Source organism: Streptomyces sp. NBC_01381 (assembly GCF_026340305.1).
Taxonomy (GTDB): domain Bacteria; phylum Actinomycetota; class Actinomycetes; order Streptomycetales; family Streptomycetaceae; genus Streptomyces.
Genome location: NZ_JAPEPI010000001.1, coordinates 3,356,709 through 3,375,482, shown reverse-complemented (window position 1 = coordinate 3,375,482; position 18,774 = coordinate 3,356,709). Strand labels below are relative to the sequence as shown.

Below are 18,774 nucleotides of genomic sequence, written 5' to 3'. Positions count from 1 at the left end.
CCTGCGTTACGACGGGCCTCACTGCCCCTCTGCCCGTGATGACGCGCGCGGCGCCGCCCCGCTATGCCTTGCCTGTGCGTCTGTCCCTACATACGCGTGGGCGGCCCGCACCGGTTTCGGTGCGGGCCGCCCAGGCGGAGTGTGTGGCGTACGTCAGTTGTGGCTGTGCAGGACGTCGTTCAGGCCGCCCCACACCGCGTTGTTCGGGCGGGCCTCGACGGCGCCGGAGACCGAGTTGCGGCGGAAGAGGATGTTCGAGGCGCCGGAGAGCTCGCGGGCCTTGACGATCTGCCCGTCGGGCATGGTGACGCGGGTGCCCGCGGTGACGTACAGACCGGCCTCGACGACGCACTCGTCGCCGAGGGCGATGCCGACGCCGGCCTCGGCGCCGATCAGGCAGCGCTCGCCGATGACGATGCGGACGTTGCCGCCGCCGGAGAGGGTGCCCATGGTGGAGGCGCCGCCGCCGATGTCCGAGCCGTCGCCGACGACGACACCGGCGGAGATGCGGCCCTCGACCATGGAGGTGCCGAGCGTGCCCGCGTTGAAGTTCACGAAGCCCTCGTGCATGACGGTCGTGCCCTCGGCGAGGTGCGCACCGAGCCGGACGCGGTCGGCGTCGGCGATGCGGACGCCCTTGGGCGCGACGTAGTCCGTCATGCGCGGGAACTTGTCGATGGAGGTCACGGCGAGGTGCAGGCCCTCGGCGCGGGCGTTGAGCCGGACCTTCTCGACGTCGTCGACGGCGACCGGGCCGAGCGAGGTCCAGGCGACGTTGGCGAGCAGGCCGAAGACGCCGTCCAGGCTCTGGCCGTGCGGCTTGACCAGGCGGTGGCTGAGCAGGTGCAGACGCAGGTAGGCGTCGTGGGCGTCCAGCGGCTTCTCGTCGAGGGACGCGATGACCGTACGTACGGCGATGATCTCCACGCCACGGCGGGCGTCGGGGCCGATCGCCTTGGCGGCACCGTCGCCGAGCAGCTCCACGGCGCGCTCGGCGGTGAGCCGCTCGGTGCCGGACGGGCCCGGCTCGGCGTCGAGCTGGGGCGCGGGGAACCAGGTGTCGAGGACGGTGCCGTCGGCGGTGACGGTGGCAAGGCCTGCGGCGACGGCGCCGGTGGTGCGGGAAGCGTTCGTGTCGGTCATGGGGAAAACCTAACCGGCGGGGGACCGCGCGGGCGAACCGGTCTCAGTGGCCGAGCCACCGGCGGCGCCGCTCACCCGGAGGGATGCCCGCTCGGGGATCCGCCCCGCCACCAGGACCGCGAGCCCCGCGCAGGCTCCGAGCACCGCACACACCGGCCAGAGCAGGCCGGGCGCCACCGCGTAGAGCGCGCCGCCGAGCGGCGGGGAGAGGATCACGCCGCTGACGGAGACGCCGTTGTACAGACTCTGGAAGCGGCCCTGCGCGTGCTCGGGCGCCTGGTCGGAGACGTACGCGGTGGCGGTGGACTTGTAGAGGATCTCCCCGAGGGTGAGCAGGGCCATCATCGCCACGGCGGGACCGATCCCGGCACCGAGCAGCAGGGCCGCGTACCCGGCGCCGACCAGGACCAGACCGGTGCCGACGATCGCCAGCGGCGGCCGGGCCCGCAGGGCCAGGGCGGTGGGGAGTTCGAGGCAGAGGATGAGGCCGCCGTTGACGGCGATCATCCATCCGTAGACGCGGGCGTCCATGCCGTGGTCGCCGAGGTACACGGGGAAGGTCGAGTACTGCTGGCGGTAGACGAGGTCGATGACGAGGATCGCGCCGAGCAGTACGAGCACCCGCGGTCTGGCCCGCAGCTCACGCCAGATGCCGGGCGTCCGTCCCGCTTTCGGCCGCGCGGCGCCGCGTGCGGGGACCACCCGGGCGGTCCAGTACGCGAAGAAGAGGGTGCCGATGCCGTCGGCGAGGAAGAGCCAGTCGTACGAGAAGGTCGTGGCGAGGAGCGCGCCGAGCGGCGGGCCGAGGGTGATCCCGCCGTTGCTCGCGCTGCGGATCACGGCGAATGCCTGGCGCCGCGCCCCTTCGGGGACGGTGACCGCGACGAGCGCGGAGTTGGCCGAGCGGATGACGCCCGCGCCGTACTGGGCCAGCGGCAGAACGGCGTACAGCGCGGGCGTGGGCAGGACGGGCAGCGCGGCGATCAGGACGCCGCCGACCAGCGAGGCGGCGAGCAGGACGCGCCGGTGGCCGTATCTGTCGCCGTACCAGCCGCCGGTGAAGTTGCCCGCGACCAAGCCGACGCCGCCGAGGCCGCTGACGACTCCGGCCTCGGTGACCGAGAGGCCGCGGGGCCCGGTCAGATAGACGAAGACGAAAACGAAGGTGAAGGCGACAAAGGCGTTCACGAACACCCCCGCCGCCAGCAGCCACACCGTGCGCGGTACGTCCCGCAGCGCCCCCACCCGTCCGCCTCCCGAACCGCGTTCCCCCGGAACCCGAGTGAGTTCCTTTTGGGAACGGACTATGTCAGCATGACAGCCTCAGGTCAACGAGACACCGACCCACGAAAGGCCCGCGGCCCATGGCGCAACGGACCCGGCTCGACGACGACCACTGCGCCATCGCGCAGGCCCTGGACGTCGTGGGCGACTGGTGGACCCTGCTGATCGTGCGCGACGCGGCCCGTGGCCTGCACCGCTTCGACGAGCTGCAGCGTGAACTGGGCGTGTCCCGCAAGGTGTTGACCGAGCGGCTGCGTCTCCTGGTGGACGCGGAGGTGCTCACGCGCGTCCCCTATCAGGACCGTCCGGTACGCCACGAGTACCGCCTGACGCCACGCGGCCGTGCGCTGCTGCCGGTCCTGGTCGCCCTCCAGGACTGGGGCGACACCTGGGTGATGGGAGAGGGAGAGACGATGGCGACCGCGGCGGAGGCCTCCGTGGAGGCACAGCGGGTCCACGAGCTGCTGGGCACGCATCTGCCCGAGCTCCAACTCCTCGGCGAGGACGGGGAGTTCAATGACCCGGTGGCCGCCACCACCCCGTACACCGTCTTGTACTGCTTCCCGGGCGCCTACGCGCGCAAGGACGCCTACCCGCCCGACTGGGCCCGGATCCCCGGCGCCCAGGGCTGCACGCTGGAGTCCTGCACCTACCGCGACCGGCTCGCCGAGTTCACCGCGGCGGGCGCGACGGTCCACGGGGTCTCCACCCAACGCCCCGACGAACAGCGGGCGTTCGCCGAGAAGGAGCGGCTGCGCTTCCCGCTCCTCTCGGACGCGGACCTGAACCTGACGGCGGCGCTGCGCCTGCCGACGTTCCGCGTGGCCGGGGTGAGCCGGCTGAAGCGGCTGACCCTGGTGGTGGACCGGGACCGGGTCGTGCGGGACGTGCAGTACCCGGTCACGGATGTCACGGCGAGCGTCGACGTGGCACTGGCGACGGTCGGCCGCCTGCGGCGGTCAACCGCCTGACGCGACAATCCGGCGGAACGCCTCACGCGCGTACTCCTCGTCGTACCGCGCGTCCGTGAGCAGGACCTCCAGACAGATCCCGTCCATGAGCGCGGCGATGGCCCGCGCGGTGACGGCATCGGTGCGCTGCTCCAGAACCTCGGCGAGGCCCACACCGCACTCGGCGGCGACGGGCCGCAGGGCGGGCTTGCGCAGGGCGGCCAGATAGAGCTCGTACTCCAGCTCCACCTCCGTGCGATCTCCCGCGAGCCACTCCCCGAGCAGTGCGGCGAGCTCACCGGCGAGATCGGCGCACGGATCCTCGAAGGCGCTCCGCGCGGCGACCGCCTTGGCGAACCCCTCATTGGCCTGCCGCAGCGCGGCCACCATCAGCTCGTCAAGTGTCTTGAAATGATAGGTCGTCGACCCGAGCGGCACATCGGCCTCGGCGGCGACCGAACGATGACTGAGCCCGCCGATCCCCTTCTGTCCCACCACCCGGATCGCGGCGTCGATGATCCGCTGCCGCCGCTCGGGGTCGTACCTGCGGGCCATCAGTGCGCACCTCCGAGATTGAGCACGACGACGCCCGCGATCACCAGCGCGATCCCGGAGACCTTGACCAGGCTCGTCGACTCCCCCAGGAACAGCATCCCGATTCCGGCGACCGCGGCGGTCCCTATCCCCGCCCAGATCGCGTAGGCGGTCCCCACGGAGAGCGTCTTCAGCGTCTGCGCGAGGAGGGTGAACGCGATCAGATATCCCGCGACGGTGATCAGCGAGGGCCAGAGCCTGCTGAACCCTTCGCTGTACTTCATGGCCGTCGTCCCGGCCACCTCCGCCGCGATCGCCGCGGCCAGCAGTCCGTATCCCATGCGTACGAGTGTACACAACGTTATGTACGGGCGTACGCAAACCCGGACGGCAGACCGGCTAAGGTGACGCGATCACTGTGGGGGGCCACAGCGAGCACACGCGGAACACCGCACGAAGCTACGGAGCACAAGAGCGATGTCAGACACATCGGGGTGGGGACCACAGGCGCCTTACGGCGGGCCACCGGGGCCGTACGGGCCGCCCGGGCCTTACGGCGGGCCGCCGCCCGGCTGGGGCTGGAACGGCAGCGGCTGGGCACCGCTGCCCCCGCCGCCCAAGCCGGGCGTCATCCCCCTCGCTCCGCTCGGCGCCAACCACGTCATCGGCGGCGCGTTCGCGACGATGCGGCGCTACGCCAAGCCACTGTTCGGCACCGCCGCCGCGGCCTACGGCCTGCTCGCCGTCGTCCTCGTGGCCGGGGCGGGGCTGGCCTACGCGGCGACCCAGGACCACGTCCGCGCCGTCTACGATCCGGGCGCGGACTTCTCATGGGACGACGGCAGGCCGATCCTGGTCGCGTTCGGCCTGGTGTGGCTGCTGTTCATGCTCGCCACGCTGGCCGTCAACTCGTTCATCCAGGCCGCCTGCGCGGCCACCCTGCACGAGGCGGTGCTCGGCCGCCCCGCGACGTTCGGCGCGGTCTGGCGCAAGGCGTGGTCACGGACGCCGTCCGTGGCGGCCGTGACGCTATTTCTCGCCGTCATCCTGATGCTGCCGGTGGCCGCGTTCGCGCTGCTCCTCTTCTCCCTCGTCTTCCTGATGATGACCCAGTCGATCATCCCCATCGGCCTGGTCTTCCCGCTGTTCCTGGTGACGATGCCGCTCGCGGCCTGGCTGTACGTCCTGTTCGCCTTCGCCCCGGCGGCCGCGGTCCTCGAATCAGCGGGCCCCTTCACGGCGTTGCGGCGCTCCGTACGTCTGGTGCGCGGCGCCTGGTGGCGCACCTTCGGCATCTCGCTGCTCGCGGGCCTCATCGTGCTGGGGGTGTCCCTCGCGCTGCGGCTCCCCCTGCAGTTCGCGGCGCCGACCCCGCCCCCGGTGGACCCGGACGACTCCGCGTCGGCCTACTTCCTCGACCAACTGCGCTCCCAGTTCGGCCTGTACGCCATCCTCGGCCTGGTCGGCAGCTTCCTCACCCAGCTGGCCGCCACGGTGCTCCTCCCGCTGGTGACCGCGCTGCTCTACATAGACAGCCGCATCCGCAAGGAGGGCCTGGCCCACACCCTGGCGGAGGCGTCGTCGGTCCAGCAGCCCACCCCGTAAACGCAGTTCGGCCCCCCGCGCCATAAGCGCGGGGGGCCGAATCAGTGGTCCTGTCTCAGACCCTGAGGTCCTGTCTTAGCCCTGAGGTCCTGTCTCAGACGTTGAACCCGAGCGCCCGAAGCTGCTCGCGGCCATCGTCCGTGATCTTGTCCGGGCCCCACGGCGGCATCCAGACCCAGTTGATCCGCAGCTCGTTGACGATGCCGTCGGTGGCGGACTTCGCCTGGTCCTCGATGACGTCCGTCAGCGGGCAGGCCGCCGAGGTGAGCGTCATGTCGATCGTCGCGATGTTCGCGTCGTCGATGTGGATGCCGTAGATCAGGCCGAGGTTGACGACGTCGATGCCCAGCTCGGGGTCGACGACGTCGTACAGCGCCTCGCGCACCTCTTCTTCGGAGGCGGGCTTCGTCAGCGTCTCGTTCTCGCTCATGCGGTCTTCCTCTCAGCGATCCCGGCTCCGGCGCCCTCGAGCGCCTGGGCCGTCGCGTCCTTCCACGCCATCCAGCTCAGCAGAGCACACTTCACACGCGCCGGGTACTTGGAGACACCGGCGAACGCGACCGCGTCCTCCAGGATCTCCTCCATCGCGTCGTCCGGCTCCAGCTTGCCCTTGGACTGCATCAGCTCCAGGAACACGGCCTGGATCTTCTGCGCCTCGGCGAGCTCCTTGCCGACAAGCAGGTCGTTCAGGACGGACGCGCTGGCCTGGCTGATGGAGCAGCCCTGGCCCTCGTACGACACGTCGGCGATCGTCGACCCGTCGTACTTGACGCGCAGCGTGATCTCGTCGCCGCACGTCGGGTTGACGTGGTGCACCTCGGCGTCGCCATCACGCAGACCGCGCCCGTGCGGGTGCTTGTAGTGGTCCAGGATGACTTCCTGGTACATCGAATCCAGCTTCACGTTCCCAGCCAGCCCCTCAGCCGAAGAAGTTCCGTACGTGCTCCAGGCCGTCGATCAGCGCGTCGATCTCGCCGGGCGTGGAGTACAGATAGAACGACGCTCGCGTGGTCGCAGGAATTCCGTAGCGGAGGCAGACGGGGCGGGCGCAGTGGTGACCCACGCGGACCGCGATGCCTTCCTCGTCCAGGACCTGGCCCACGTCGTGCGGGTGGATGTCGCCGAGCGTGAAGGAGATCGCGGCGCCGCGGTCCTCGGCGGTCGACGGACCGATGATCCGGAGGTCGGGGACCTCCAGGAGGCGCTTGACCGCGTACTCGGTGATCGCGTGCTCATGAGCGGCGATCTTGTCCATGCCGATCGCCGACAGGTAGTCCACGGCCGCGCCCAGGCCGACGGCCTGGGAGACCGGGGGCGTGCCCGCCTCGAACTTGTGCGGCGCGGGAGCGTACGTCGACGAGTGCATCGACACGGTCTCGATCATCTCGCCGCCGCCGAGGAACGGCGGCAGGTCCTCGAGGAGCTCCTGGCGTCCCCACAGCACGCCGATGCCCGTCGGGCCGAGCATCTTGTGGCCGGTGAAGGCCACGAAGTCGGCCTGCAGCGCCTGCACGTCGAGCACCATGTGCGGGGCGGCCTGCGAGGCGTCGATCAGGACCAGGGCGCCGACCTCCTGGGCGCGGCGGACGATCGCCTCGACCGGGTTGAGCGTGCCCAGGATGTTCGACACGAGCACGAAGGAGACGATCTTCGTCTTCTCCGTGATGATCTCGTCGATGTTGGACAGGTCGAGCCGGCCGTCGTCCGTGAGACCGAACCACTTCAGCTTCGCGCCCGTGCGCTGCGAGAGCAGCTGCCACGGCACGATGTTGGAGTGGTGCTCCATCTCCGTGATGACGATCTCGGTCTCGTGGTCCACGCGGTAGGGCTCGTCGGCCCAACCGAGCATGTTGGCCACGAGGTTGAGCGACTCCGAGGCGTTCTTGGTGAATATCACCTCGTCGCGGCTCGGCGCGTTGATGAACGCCGCGACCTTGTCACGGGCGCCCTCGTACAGCGCCGTGGCCTCCTCCGCGAGGACGTGCACGCCGCGGTGGACGTTGGCGTTGTGCTTCTCGTAGTACTCGTTGAGTACGTCGAGCACCTGGCGCGGCGTCTGCGAAGTCGCCGCGTTGTCCAGGTACACGAGCTTCTTGCCGTCGTGGATCGTGCGATCCAGGATGGGGAAGTCCTTGCGGATCGCCTCGGTGTCGAGGAGGCCCGGCAGCTGTGTCACGCGGATACGCCACCCTTCGTGTAAGCCTCGTAGCCCTCGGCCTCGAGCTTGTCGGCGAGCTCCGCGCCGCCGGACTCGGCGATGCGGCCGTTCGCGAAGACGTGCACGAAGTCGGGCTTGATGTAGCGCAGGATGCGCGTGTAGTGCGTGATCAGCAGGGTGCCGACCTCGCCGGTCTCACGGACGCGGTTGACGCCGTCCGAGACCTGACGCAGGGCGTCGACGTCCAGACCGGAGTCCGTCTCGTCGAGGATCGCGATCTTCGGCTTGAGGAGCTCCATCTGGAGGATCTCGTGGCGCTTCTTCTCACCGCCGGAGAAGCCCTCGTTCACGTTGCGCTCGGCGAAGGCCGGGTCCATCTGGAGCTGCTCCATCGCGGACTTGACCTCCTTCACCCAGGTGCGCAGCTTGGGGGCCTCGCCGCGGATCGCGGTGGCCGACGTACGCAGGAAGTTGGAGACCGATACGCCGGGGACCTCGACCGGGTACTGCATGGCCAGGAACATGCCGGCGCGGGCGCGCTCGTCGACGGACATCTCCAGGACGTCCTCGCCGTCGAGGGTGACGGTGCCCTGCGTGATCGTGTACTTGGGGTGTCCCGCGATCGAGTACGCGAGGGTCGACTTGCCGGAGCCGTTCGGGCCCATGATGGCGTGGGTCTCGCCCTGCTTCACGGTCAGGTCGACACCCTTGAGGATTTCCTTGGTGCCGTTCTCGACCTCGACAGTGACGTGCAGGTCGCGGATTTCAAGCGTTGCCATGTGCCTCAGGACTCCTGGGTGACGGAGACGAGCACATCGTCCCCTTCGATCTTTACGGGGTATACGGGGACGGGGCGCGTCGCGGGAAGGCCGGACGGCTTGCCGGTGCGGAGGTCGAAGCTGGAGCCGTGCAGCCAGCACTCGATCTGACAGTCCTCCACCTCTCCCTCGGAGAGGGAGACGTTCGCGTGCGAGCAGATGTCGTAGATCGCGAACACCTCGCCCTCGGTGTGGACGACCGAGACCGGCGTGCCGTCGAGTTCCACCCGCTTCGGGGTGTCCTCCGACAGCTCGCTCAGGCCACAGGCGCGTACGAATGTCATGCGACCGACGCCTCCAGCTCCTCTTCGATCTTGGCGAGGAGGCGCTCTTCGATGTCGGGCAGGCCGATCTGCTGGATCAGCTCGGCGAAGAATCCACGGACGACCAGGCGGCGCGCCTCGTCCTCCGGGATACCGCGCGACTGCAGGTAGAAGAGCTGCTCGTCGTCGAAACGGCCGGTCGCCGATGCGTGGCCCGCGCCGACGATCTCGCCGGTCTCGATCTCGAGGTTCGGTACCGAGTCGACACGGGCGCCGTCGGTCAGAACCAGGTTGCGGTTCATCTCGTACGTGTCCGTGCCCTCGGCCGCGGCCTCGATGAGGACGTCGCCGATCCACACCGCGTGCGCGTTGTCGCCCTGGAGCGCGCCCTTGTAGACGACGTTCGACTTGCAGTGCGGCTGGTTGTGGTCGACCAGGAGGCGGTGCTCCTGGTGCTGGCCCGCGTCGGTGACGTACAGACCGAGGAGCTCGGCCTCGCCGCCCGTGCCCGCGTACTCGACGCGCGGGTGCAGGCGGACGACGTCGCCGCCGAAGGTCACGACGACCGACTTGAAGGAGGCGTCCCGGCCGATCAGCGCGTTGTGCTGCGCGACGTGCACGGCCTTGTCGTCCCAGTCCTGGACGGAGACGACGGTCAGCTTGGCGCCGTCGCCCAGGAGGTAGTCGACGTTGGCGGCGAGCACGGCGTCGCCGGTGTGGTCGATGACGACGAGCGCCTCGGCGAACGCGCCGACCTCGATGACCTGGTGCGCGAAGGCGGTGGCGGTTTGTCCATTCTGGGATTCCCCGTGCACGGCGATCCGGATCGGCTCGGTGAGCACCGTCTCCTTGGGGACGGTCACGACCGAGGCCTTCTCGAAGGACGAGTACGCCTGCGCGGCGACGCGGTCGACGGGCTTGCCCGCCTTGCCCACGCGCGCGTCGTCCCGGCCGACGGTCTCCTGGGTCACGCCCGCCGGCGCCGTCACCTCGACACGGATGCCGCCGGTGGCGACCGCCGTGCCGTCGTGCAGCCCGCGAAGGCGCTCGAGCGGCGTGAACCGCCACTCCTCCTCGCGGCCGTGGGGGACCGGGAAGTCCGCCACGTCGAAGGACGGGGGTGCGCTCATACGGGTGGCGACGGTGGACTCGGCGGCCACCGCGATGGATCCGGCGGTGGTGGATCCCACCGGGATGTTCTGAGCCTCAGCCATGGCTGTCGTCGTGCTCTCTCTCTGCGTAAGAAGTCTGCTCGCTGCTACGGGGACGCGGCCGGGTCTTAACCGACCGAGCCCTCCATCTGCAGCTCGATCAGCCGGTTCAGCTCCAGGGCGTACTCCATGGGCAGCTCCTTGGCGATCGGCTCGACGAAGCCGCGGACGATCATCGCCATGGCCTCGAACTCGGTCATGCCGCGGCTCATCAGGTAGAAGAGCTGGTCGTCGGAGACCTTGGAGACGGTCGCCTCGTGACCCATGGAGACGTCGTCCTCGCGGACGTCGACGTACGGGTACGTGTCCGAGCGGGAGATCGTGTCGACGAGCAGCGCGTCACAGAGCACGTTCGACTTCGATCCGGCGGCGCCCTCACCGATCTCGACGAGACCGCGATAGGAGGTGCGGCCACCGCCACGCGCCACGGACTTCGAGACGATGTTGGAGGACGTGTTCGGCGCCATGTGGACCATCTTGGAACCGGCGTCCTGGTGCTGGCCCTCGCCCGCGAAGGCGATGGAGAGGGTCTCACCCTTGGCGTGCTCACCCATGAGGTAAACAGCCGGGTACTTCATCGTCACCTTGGAGCCGATGTTGCCGTCGATCCACTCCATGGTCGCGCCCTCGTACGCCACGGCGCGCTTGGTGACCAGGTTGTAGACGTTGTTCGACCAGTTCTGGATCGTCGTGTAGCGGCAGCGGCCGCCCTTCTTGACGATGATCTCGACGACCGCGGAGTGCAGCGAGTCCGACTTGTAGATCGGCGCGGTGCAGCCCTCGACGTAGTGAACGTAGGCGTCCTCGTCCACGATGATCAGGGTCCGCTCGAACTGGCCCATGTTCTCCGTGTTGATGCGGAAGTAGGCCTGGAGCGGGATCTCGACGTGCACGCCCTTGGGGACGTAGATGAACGAGCCGCCGGACCAGACGGCCGTGTTCAGCGACGCGAACTTGTTGTCGCCGACGGGGATGACGGTCCCGAAGTACTCCTTGAAGAGCTCCGGGTGCTCCTTCAGCGCCGTGTCGGTGTCCAGGAAGATGACGCCCTGCTCCTCCAGGTCCTCACGGATCTGGTGGTAGACGACCTCGGACTCGTACTGGGCCGCGACACCGGCGACGAGGCGCTGCTTCTCCGCCTCGGGGATGCCGAGCTTGTCGTACGTGTTCTTGATGTCCTCGGGCAGGTCCTCCCAGGACTCCGCCTGCTTCTCCGTGGAGCGCACGAAGTACTTGATGTTGTCGAAGTCGATGCCCGACAGGTCCGAGCCCCAGTTCGGCATGGGCTTCTTGTCGAAGAGGCGCAGGCCCTTGAGGCGGAGCTTGGTCATCCACTCCGGCTCGGACTTCTTGGCCGAGATGTCCCGGACGACGTCCTCGTTGATGCCGCGCTTGGCAGAGGCACCAGCCGCGTCGGAGTCGGCCCAGCCGTATTCGTACGTACCCAGACCCTCGAGTTCGGGGTGGGCAGTCTCCGTGGGGAGAGTCATGCGGGGTTCCTCCCGGCCGTGCTTGCAGATGCGTTATCAGTGGTCTGTGGGGTGTTGCGGGGAATGAACGTCGTGCAGACGCCGTCGCCGTGGGCGATGGTGGCGAGCCGCTGGACATGCGTTCCGAGCAGGACGGAGAAGATCTCCGTCTCCGCCTCGCACAGTTGCGGGTACTGCTCGGCGACATGAGCGACGGGGCAGTGGTGCTGGCACAGCTGCTCGCCTACCGGCGCGCTGCGAGCCGTAGCAGCGTACCCGTCGCGGGTCAACGCCTTCGCAAGAGCCTCGGTGCGCTGCTCCGGAGGCGCCGCGTCGATCGCCTTGCGGTAGGCCTCGGCCTGGGAGGCGATGCGCTCGCGGGCGAATTCGACGACCGCTCCCTCGCCGTGCCGCTCGCCGATCCAGCGCAGGGCGTCGGCGGCGAGCTTGTCGTAGGACTGGTCGAAGGCGTCCCGGCCGCAGTCCGTCAGGGCGAAGACCTTGGCGGGGCGCCCGCGGGTACGCGTGCCGTAGACGCGCTGCTCGCGGGGCTCGACCACGTTCTCGTGGACGAGCGTGTCCAGGTGCCTGCGTACGGCTGCCTGGGTGAGACCGAGGCGCTTCGCGAGGTCTGCGACGGTGGACGGGCCGTGATCCAGGACGGAGCGCGCGACCCGGTTGCGCGTAGACCGCTCCCCGGTCGCGAGTTCCTCCTGCGGAGCCTCGCCAACGTTTTTCACAACGCCATTGTTGCGTAATTCCTCAGAGCCTGACAACCCACGTCCGGATCGCGGTCCGGTGCGCTGCATCACTTAGGCATACCTAAGCTGACCTGCGGAAATGATCACTGATCGATCAAATCGGTGGCGGTCGAGAGCTGCTCCGAGGAAACTCCCAGACCATGCCCACACCCCCTCCCACCGGCCCTTTGTGTACGCGGACGTCTCTTGCCGCCGACCTCCGCGAGCTCGGCGTGCGGCCCGGCGAGACCCTCCTCGTGCACTCCTCGCTCAGCGCGCTCGGCTGGGTCAGCGGCGGCCAGATCGCCGTCGTGCAATCACTGCTCGACGCCCTGGGCGAAATCGGCACGCTGGTGGTCCCCGCGCAGTCCAGCGACAACTCGGACCCCGCCGAGTGGGAGAACCCTCCCGTGCCCGAGTCCTGGTGGCCCGAGATCCGCGCGTCCATCCCCGCGTACGACCCGCGCACCGCGCCCACCCGGGGCGTCGGCGTGATCCCCGAGACCGTGCGGACCTGGCCCGGAGCCGTCCGCAGCGCACACCCGCAGACCTCCTTCGCGGCGATCGGCCCGCGCGCCGCGGCCCTCATGGAGGGGCACGCGCTCGACTGCCGCCTGGGTGAGCGCAGCCCGCTGGCCCGCCTCGAAGAGGTGCACGCGCGTGTGCTGCTGCTCGGCGCCGGCTTCGGCTCCTGCACCTCCTTCCACCTGGCCGAGTACCGGATCCCCGCCCCTGAGGTCGAGAACTCCTTCGCGGTCATGACGCCGGAGGGCCGCCGGTGGACGACGGTGCGCGAGCCCTCCATCTCCGATGAGCGCTTCGACGAGCTCGGCTCGGACTTCGAGCGGGACAGGCCGGTCGTGCGGGGCAAGGTCGGTGCCGCGACGGCACGGCTCTTCCCCGTCGCCGACGCGGTCGCGTACGCCGAGCGGTGGCTGGACATCCACCGCTCGCGGGCCGAGTTCGCCGGGTAGCAGCCCCCTGCCCACGGCCCGTCTCCCCCTCTCTAGACTTCCCGCCATGGGAACTGAGTCCGTCGTCCAGGTCACCGGCCTGGTCAAGCGGTACGGCAAGAAGACCGCGGTGGACGGCCTCGACCTCCGGGTCCGCGCGGGCACCGTCACCGCCGTCCTCGGGCCGAACGGCGCCGGGAAGACCACCACGATCGAGACCTGCGAGGGTTACCGCAGGCCGGACGCGGGCACGGTCCGCGTCCTCGGCCTCGACCCGGTCACGCAGGCCGCGGCCCTGCGCCCCCGCATAGGCGTGATGCTGCAGTCGGGCGGCGTCTACTCCGGCGCCCGCGCCGACGAGATGCTGCGGCACGTGGCGAAGCTGCACGCAGACCCGCTGGACGTGGGCGCGCTGATCGAGCGCCTGGGCCTGGAGAGCTGCGGCCGCACCACCTACCGGCGGCTCTCCGGCGGCCAGCAGCAGCGCCTCGCACTCGCGATGGCCGTGGTCGGCCGGCCCGAACTTGTCTTCCTGGACGAGCCCACCGCGGGCCTCGACCCGCAGGCACGCCGGGCCACCTGGGATCTCGTACGCGATCTGCGCCGCGACGGTGTCTCCGTCATCCTCACCACGCATCACATGGACGAGGCCGAGGAGCTCTCCGACGACGTCGCGATCATCGACGCGGGCAAGGTCATCGCCGAGGGCAGCCCCGAGGAGCTGTGCCGCGGCGGCGCCGAGAACACCCTGCGCTTCACCGGGCGCCCGGGACTCGACGTCGCCTCCCTGCTCAAGGCGCTGCCGCCGGACTCGGCGGCAGCCGAACTCACCCCCGGCGCCTACCGCGTGAGCGGCACGGTCGACCCCCAGCTGCTCGCCACCGTCACCTCCTGGTGCGCCCAGCACGGCGTCATGCCGGAGAAGATCGCGGTCGAACGCCACACCCTCGAAGACGTCTTCCTCGAGCTCACAGGCAAGGAGCTGCGCGGATGAGCGCCGCCGGTACGTACGCACCGAAGCCGGGCGCCGCCCCGCTCCCCCGCATGATCGCCGCGCAGGCGGCGCTCGAGACGAAGATGCTGCTGCGCAACGGCGAGCAGTTGCTCCTCACGGTCGTGATCCCGACCCTGCTGCTCGTGCTGTTCAGCGCGGTCGACATCGTCGACACGGGTGAGGGCAAGGCCGTCGACTTCCTCGCGCCCGGCATCCTCGCGCTCGCCGTGATGTCGACGGCGTTCACCGGGCAGGCCATCGCGACGGGCTTCGAGCGGCGCTACGGCGTGCTCAAGCGGCTCGGCGCCTCGCCGCTGCCCCGCTGGGGCCTGATGGCGGCCAAGACCCTGTCGGTCCTGGTCACCGAGGTCCTGCAGATCGCCCTGCTCACGGTCATCGCCTTCGCGCTCGGCTGGTCGCCGCAGGGCAACCCCGTCTCCGTACTCCTCCTCCTGATCCTCGGCACCGCGGCCTTCTCCGGGCTCGGCCTGCTGATGGCGGGGACCCTGAAGGCGGAGGCGACGCTCGCCGCCGCGAACCTGGTCTTCCTGCTCCTGCTCGTGGGCGGCGGCGTCATCGTGCCGCTCGACAAGTTCCCGGACGCCGCCCAGTCGGTGCTCGGCCTGCTGCCCATCTCGGCGCTCTCGGACGGTCTTCGGGACGTCCTCCAGCACGGCGCGGGCATGCCGTGGGGCGACCTCGCGATCCTTGCCGTGTGGGCGGTTCTGGGGCTCGGCGCGGCGGCGAAGTTCTTCCGCTGGGAGTAACCGGCGTCACAGATACGCCACTTACGTCCCCCTCGTGAAGGCGTGCACAAGCGGCCCCCTACGATGGGGCCCGTGCCAAACGTGACCCGAGCCGACGTCGCTCAATTCGTGCGCAACCCGCTCGCCTTCATCGCTGAACGCTGGACCCCGCAGCAGCGGACCGTCCGGCGCGCGGCGATGATCTCGCTCGTGATGACGGTGGGCATCGTGGTCACCGGCGGCGCCGTCCGCCTGACCGGCTCGGGCCTCGGCTGCCCGACCTGGCCCAAGTGCACGGACGACTCCCTGACCGCGACCAGCGAGATGGGCATCCACGGCTTCATCGAGTTCGGCAACCGCATGCTGGCGTACGTGCTCAGCGCGGCCGTCGGCTGGGCCATCATCGCGGCGCGCTCCCAGAAGCCGATGCGGCGCAGCCTCACCCGGCTCGGCTGGATCCAGTTCTGGCTGGTCATGAGCAACGCCGTGCTCGGCGGCATCGTGGTCCTCGTCGGCCTGAACCCGTGGACGGTCGCGGCACACTTCCTGCTCTCCTCCGCCCTGATCGCGGTCGCCGTCACGATGTGGCAGCGCACCCGCGAGGGCGACGCCGAGCCGCGCCCGCTGGTCGGCAAGGCCGTGGCGCAGCTGGTGTGGTTCCTGGTCGTGACGTCCGGACTGCTGATCGCCGTGGGCACGGTCGTGACCGGCTCGGGGCCGCACGCGGGCGACTCCAGCGAGGTGCCGCGGATGGGCTTCGACTGGGAGACGGTCAGCAAGGTGCACGCGGTCCTCGCCTGGATCGTGGTGACGCTGACGTTCGCCCTGTGGTTCGTCCTCAAGGCCGTGGACGCGCCCAAGGGCCCGCTGCACCGCACCCGCGATCTGTTCCTGATCCTCCTTGCCCAGGGCGCCATCGGCTACGTCCAGTACTTCACGGACCTGCCCGAGGTCCTGGTGGGCCTGCACATGCTCGGCTCGTGCCTGGTGTGGATCGGCGTGGTGAGGGTGCTCCTCTCGCTGCGCGAGCGCCCGCTGACCGCGGTGGAGGTCCCGGCGCAGGCCGACGACTCCCGCCTGTCGTCGGTCTGACGGGCCTCAGCCCTCCGAAAGCCCGTACACGCGGCGGGCGTTGCCCGACGCGACGAGCCCCGCCACCCTCTGTGCGTCCGCAAGGGACCACGCCCCGTCCGCGACCCAGCCGCCGAGCACTCTGCCCAGCGCCTCCCTGAACAGCCGCGCGCCCACCACGTGCAGCTCGGGTAGCCCGTGCGCGCCGCTGGAGAACAGCACCTTGCCGAACGGCGCGAGTTCCAGGATCTCCGCGAGCACGGCCGCCGCACGGGCGCCGGTGCGCACCAGCGCGGGGCCCAGATCGGCGTACACGTGCGGGAAGTCGCCCGCGAGGTGGGCGGCGCCCCGGTGATAGGGGTAGCCGTGCAGCAGTACGAGATCGGTGCCGAGCCCCGCGGTCGCCCGCGCGAAGCCCCCGAAGTACGCCTGCGGGTCGCCGGCCCCCGCGTGCAGCTGCAGCGGGCGCCCCGACGCGACGGCGATCCACAGCAGATGCCTCAGCAGTACGGGGTCCCCGAGGGCGCCGCCCACCTGCCGCCCCGAGAGCCAGCGGCCCGCGGCGCCCCGCACCTCCCCCGGACCCGGCGGTTCGGGCGTCAGGGCGAGACCGTGCCGGACGCCGGCGACGGACGTGAAGGCGACGGCACCCGCGGCGGCCGCGTGCACGGACTCGGCAAGATTGGCGAGGAAGGAGTCGACGGTGCCGGAGGTGTCGGCCACCTGTTCGGCCAGTAATTCGAGGCGGACGATCTCGTGCGCCTCGGCCGCACCGGTGGAGGCCATCTCATCGGGCCCGGTGAGGTCACCCGGCAGCCCGGTGTCGACGAGATACGTCGTGATGCCGCTGCCCTGCAACAGCCGCCGGGCCGCTTCCAGCACGCCCAGTTCGCGACGGCGGGCGAGATAGCGGGCGGGCGGGCAGTGCGGTTCGAGGCCGAGCAGCGGCGGGCACCAGCGGCGTACCGCGAAGCCCGTCTGGGTGTCGAAGAAGGTGGTGCCGGGCGCGGGCGGGCCCCCGCCGCGGCCGAGGTGGGCCTCGAAGGTGCCGAGGCCCAGCTCCGTGCGCAGCACGCCATGGCAGTACTGGTCCACCAGGGACGGCGTTTCGATCATCCGGACTCCCGGTAGACGGACCGTGCTCCTACGGTCCTAACGGGTGAGCCGGGCGTCAGGTGTTGCTTTCGGCGAGTCTGTACGACATCGACCGCGAGCCGTCAGGCGTTCTTCGGCCCGCCGAGCTGAATGCCCGCCATGCGCGTCCACTCATAGGGCCCGGTCTTCACCTTGGCCGCGAACTCGCCGTCGAAGTTCTCGTGGACGGTGATCCCGGCCTTCTCCACGGCGCTCTGCGCGATGGCATAGGTGGGCGCCACCAGGTCGCCCCAGCCGCCGTCCTCACCGACGAGAACGATCCGGGTGCCCTCGTGCCCGATGTACGCGACCTGCCCCTCGGCACCACCGTGCGCCTTGGCGAAGGCCCCGATCTCCTTGGCCAGCTTGGCCGCCTTCCGCTCGGCCTTCGCGGCCTGCTTGCTGTCGTCCACCTGCTGCGTGTCTGCCATGGGCAGGATGCTACCGACGGGTAGATCAACTGGCGACGGGCGGGGCACGTGGCGTTCAACACCACGTACCCCGCCCGTCGACGAAGCCTTGGAACTCAGCGGAGGAAGGGATCCACCGCCACCGCCACGAACAGCAGCGAGACGTAGGTGATCGACCAGTGGAAGAGCCGCATCTCCTTGAGTTTGCCGCCCGTGACCTCGGCCTTGGCGCGGGTCTGCAGGCCGTGCGCCTCCCACAGCCAGAAGCCGCCGGACAGCAGGGCGACCGCCGTGTAGAACCAGCCGGTGTAGCCGAGCGGCTGCAGCAGCAGGGACACGGCGACCATGACCCAGCTGTAGAGGACGATCTGGCGGGCGACCACCTTGTTCGACGCGATGACCGGCAGCATCGGGACGCCCACGCGCGCGTAGTCGTCCTTGACCTTCATGGACAGCGGCCAGTAGTGCGGCGGCGTCCAGAAGAACATGACGAGGAAGAGGATGACCGGCGCCCACGACATGGAGTTGGTGACCGAGGACCAGCCGATGAGGACCGGCAGACAGCCCGCGATGCCGCCCCACACGATGTTCTGCGAGGTGCGGCGCTTCAGGATCATCGTGTAGACGACCACGTAGAAGAGCAGTGCGCCCAAGGAGAGCCAGGCCGAGAGCCAGTTGACGGCCAGGCCGAACAGGAGCGTGGAGATCACCGCGAGCGAGATGCCGAAGACCAGGCACTCGCGGGGGCTCACCATGCCGGTGACCAGGGGCCGTTGCGACGTACGGTCCATCAGCGCGTCGATGTCGCGGTCGATGTACATGTTCAGCGCGTTGGCGCCGCCCGCGGAGAGGTAGCCGCCGACGCAGGTCAGCAGGACCAGCCACAGGTCGGGCACACCCTGCTCGGCGAGGAACATCACCGGAACGGTGGTGATCAGGAGGAGCTCGATGATCCGCGGCTTGGTCAGCGCCACGAACGCCATGACACGGGCCCCGAACGGCCGGTGGCTTGGGCTAGAGCTCGTCCCAATTGCTCCCGCTGGACGGGATTCAACGGCCGTCACGCACACCCCTGACAGAGACTTCCCAGCAAGCCACTTCGGAAGTTCGGACATGAAGATCCGGTAAAGGCTCGCGCGTACCACGCCACTGTAGACGTTGCCCATACCTCGCCCTTCGCGGGGGTGGGGTCGTGTTGAGCGGCGTGTTGGGCGCCCGGGAAACACCCGGGAACACGGTGCGACACCCGTTCAGATGAGCGGCCCGGCACTCGTTCATCCAGTCCATCTGA

The 18,774-nt window shown here is 69.7% G+C and carries 21 protein-coding genes; 6 read left to right on the top strand and 15 right to left on the bottom strand.

Annotated elements, in window-relative coordinates; translation table 11 throughout:
* Window positions 1-153: 153 nt before the first annotated feature.
* Both dapD and OG453_RS15720 read right to left on the bottom strand, forming a co-directional pair.
* A complete protein-coding gene (dapD, locus tag OG453_RS15725; RefSeq protein ID WP_266868348.1) occupies window positions 154-1,143 on the bottom strand; it encodes a 2,3,4,5-tetrahydropyridine-2,6-dicarboxylate N-succinyltransferase in 990 nt (329 codons plus the stop codon).
* Window positions 1,144-1,152: 9 nt separating this feature from the next.
* On the bottom strand, window positions 1,153-2,388 hold the full coding sequence (locus tag OG453_RS15720) for an MFS transporter (RefSeq protein WP_266868346.1): 1,236 nt from the start codon (window positions 2,386-2,388) through the stop codon (window positions 1,153-1,155).
* Between the two features lie 119 nt (window positions 2,389-2,507).
* Between OG453_RS15720 and OG453_RS15715 the strand changes: the two genes are divergently transcribed.
* Entirely contained in the window at window positions 2,508-3,398 is an 891-nt protein-coding gene (locus tag OG453_RS15715; protein ID WP_266868344.1) for a winged helix-turn-helix transcriptional regulator, read from the top strand.
* On the opposite strand, the gene OG453_RS15710 is transcribed toward OG453_RS15715, so the two are convergent.
* Window positions 3,387-3,932 carry a TetR/AcrR family transcriptional regulator gene (locus tag OG453_RS15710; protein WP_266868342.1) on the bottom strand — a complete coding sequence of 182 codons (546 nt, stop codon included), beginning with the start codon at window positions 3,930-3,932 and terminating at the stop codon, window positions 3,387-3,389. The genes OG453_RS15715 and OG453_RS15710 overlap by 12 nt on opposite strands.
* Window positions 3,932-4,252, bottom strand: a complete 321-nt coding sequence (locus tag OG453_RS15705; protein ID WP_266868340.1) for a multidrug efflux SMR transporter — start codon at window positions 4,250-4,252, stop codon at window positions 3,932-3,934. Before OG453_RS15705 ends, OG453_RS15710 begins: the two co-directional genes overlap by 1 nt.
* 136 nt (window positions 4,253-4,388) lie before the next feature.
* Here OG453_RS15705 and OG453_RS15700 point away from each other — a divergent pair, with 136 nt between their 5' ends.
* The gene (locus OG453_RS15700; protein WP_266868338.1) at window positions 4,389-5,516 is read left to right on the top strand and encodes an oxidoreductase; all 1,128 of its coding nucleotides are present in this window, start codon (window positions 4,389-4,391) and stop codon (window positions 5,514-5,516) included.
* 94 nt (window positions 5,517-5,610) lie between these two features.
* Here the strand turns inward: OG453_RS15700 and OG453_RS15695 are convergent, their stop codons facing one another.
* From OG453_RS15695 to OG453_RS15660, 8 genes are all read right to left on the bottom strand, one after another.
* Entirely contained in the window at window positions 5,611-5,946 is a 336-nt protein-coding gene (locus OG453_RS15695) for a metal-sulfur cluster assembly factor (RefSeq protein ID WP_135329414.1), read from the bottom strand.
* Window positions 5,943-6,419 carry a Fe-S cluster assembly sulfur transfer protein SufU gene (gene sufU, locus OG453_RS15690; RefSeq protein ID WP_135329415.1) on the bottom strand — a complete coding sequence of 159 codons (477 nt, stop codon included), beginning with the start codon at window positions 6,417-6,419 and terminating at the stop codon, window positions 5,943-5,945. Before sufU ends, OG453_RS15695 begins: the two co-directional genes overlap by 4 nt.
* Window positions 6,420-6,435: 16 nt before the next feature.
* Window positions 6,436-7,692 (bottom strand): cysteine desulfurase, encoded by a 1,257-nt coding sequence (locus tag OG453_RS15685; protein WP_266868334.1) that lies wholly within the window; start codon window positions 7,690-7,692, stop codon window positions 6,436-6,438.
* Window positions 7,689-8,453 carry a Fe-S cluster assembly ATPase SufC gene (sufC, locus tag OG453_RS15680; RefSeq protein WP_160504343.1) on the bottom strand — a complete coding sequence of 255 codons (765 nt, stop codon included), beginning with the start codon at window positions 8,451-8,453 and terminating at the stop codon, window positions 7,689-7,691. Before sufC ends, OG453_RS15685 begins: the two co-directional genes overlap by 4 nt.
* Before the next feature lie 5 nt (window positions 8,454-8,458).
* A complete protein-coding gene (locus OG453_RS15675; RefSeq protein WP_135329418.1) occupies window positions 8,459-8,776 on the bottom strand; it encodes a bifunctional 3-phenylpropionate/cinnamic acid dioxygenase ferredoxin subunit in 318 nt (105 codons plus the stop codon).
* Complete coding sequence (gene sufD, locus OG453_RS15670; protein WP_266868328.1) at window positions 8,773-9,969, bottom strand: Fe-S cluster assembly protein SufD; 1,197 nt, start codon at window positions 9,967-9,969, stop codon at window positions 8,773-8,775. Before sufD ends, OG453_RS15675 begins: the two co-directional genes overlap by 4 nt.
* A gap of 65 nt (window positions 9,970-10,034) precedes the next feature.
* Complete coding sequence (gene sufB, locus OG453_RS15665; RefSeq protein WP_266868326.1) at window positions 10,035-11,456, bottom strand: Fe-S cluster assembly protein SufB; 1,422 nt, start codon at window positions 11,454-11,456, stop codon at window positions 10,035-10,037.
* Window positions 11,453-12,175 carry a metalloregulator ArsR/SmtB family transcription factor gene (locus tag OG453_RS15660; protein ID WP_266868324.1) on the bottom strand — a complete coding sequence of 241 codons (723 nt, stop codon included), beginning with the start codon at window positions 12,173-12,175 and terminating at the stop codon, window positions 11,453-11,455. Before OG453_RS15660 ends, sufB begins: the two co-directional genes overlap by 4 nt.
* Before the next feature lie 161 nt (window positions 12,176-12,336).
* On the opposite strand from OG453_RS15660, the gene OG453_RS15655 reads away from it, so the two are divergent.
* From OG453_RS15655 to OG453_RS15640, 4 genes are all read left to right on the top strand, one after another.
* Entirely contained in the window at window positions 12,337-13,149 is an 813-nt protein-coding gene (locus tag OG453_RS15655) for an aminoglycoside N(3)-acetyltransferase (RefSeq protein WP_266868322.1), read from the top strand.
* Window positions 13,150-13,195: 46 nt separating this feature from the next.
* On the top strand, window positions 13,196-14,122 hold the full coding sequence (locus OG453_RS15650) for an ABC transporter ATP-binding protein (RefSeq protein ID WP_266868321.1): 927 nt from the start codon (window positions 13,196-13,198) through the stop codon (window positions 14,120-14,122).
* The gene (locus OG453_RS15645) at window positions 14,119-14,889 is read left to right on the top strand and encodes an ABC transporter permease (RefSeq protein ID WP_266868319.1); all 771 of its coding nucleotides are present in this window, start codon (window positions 14,119-14,121) and stop codon (window positions 14,887-14,889) included. The genes OG453_RS15650 and OG453_RS15645 overlap by 4 nt, the downstream gene beginning before the upstream one ends.
* Window positions 14,890-14,952: 63 nt before the next feature.
* Window positions 14,953-15,960: a heme A synthase gene (locus OG453_RS15640; protein WP_266868317.1), complete on the top strand. Its 1,008-nt coding sequence runs from the start codon at window positions 14,953-14,955 to the stop codon at window positions 15,958-15,960.
* 6 nt (window positions 15,961-15,966) lie between these two features.
* Here OG453_RS15640 and OG453_RS15635 read toward each other — a convergent pair whose 3' ends face one another.
* The 3 genes from OG453_RS15635 to OG453_RS15625 form a co-directional block, all read right to left on the bottom strand.
* Window positions 15,967-17,055 (bottom strand): amidohydrolase family protein, encoded by a 1,089-nt coding sequence (locus OG453_RS15635; protein WP_266868315.1) that lies wholly within the window; start codon window positions 17,053-17,055, stop codon window positions 15,967-15,969.
* 101 nt (window positions 17,056-17,156) lie between these two features.
* The gene (locus OG453_RS15630; RefSeq protein ID WP_266868313.1) at window positions 17,157-17,504 is read right to left on the bottom strand and encodes a hypothetical protein; all 348 of its coding nucleotides are present in this window, start codon (window positions 17,502-17,504) and stop codon (window positions 17,157-17,159) included.
* 95 nt (window positions 17,505-17,599) lie between these two features.
* Window positions 17,600-18,553: a heme o synthase gene (locus OG453_RS15625; protein ID WP_266869884.1), complete on the bottom strand. Its 954-nt coding sequence runs from the start codon at window positions 18,551-18,553 to the stop codon at window positions 17,600-17,602.
* Window positions 18,554-18,774: the final 221 nt, after the last annotated feature.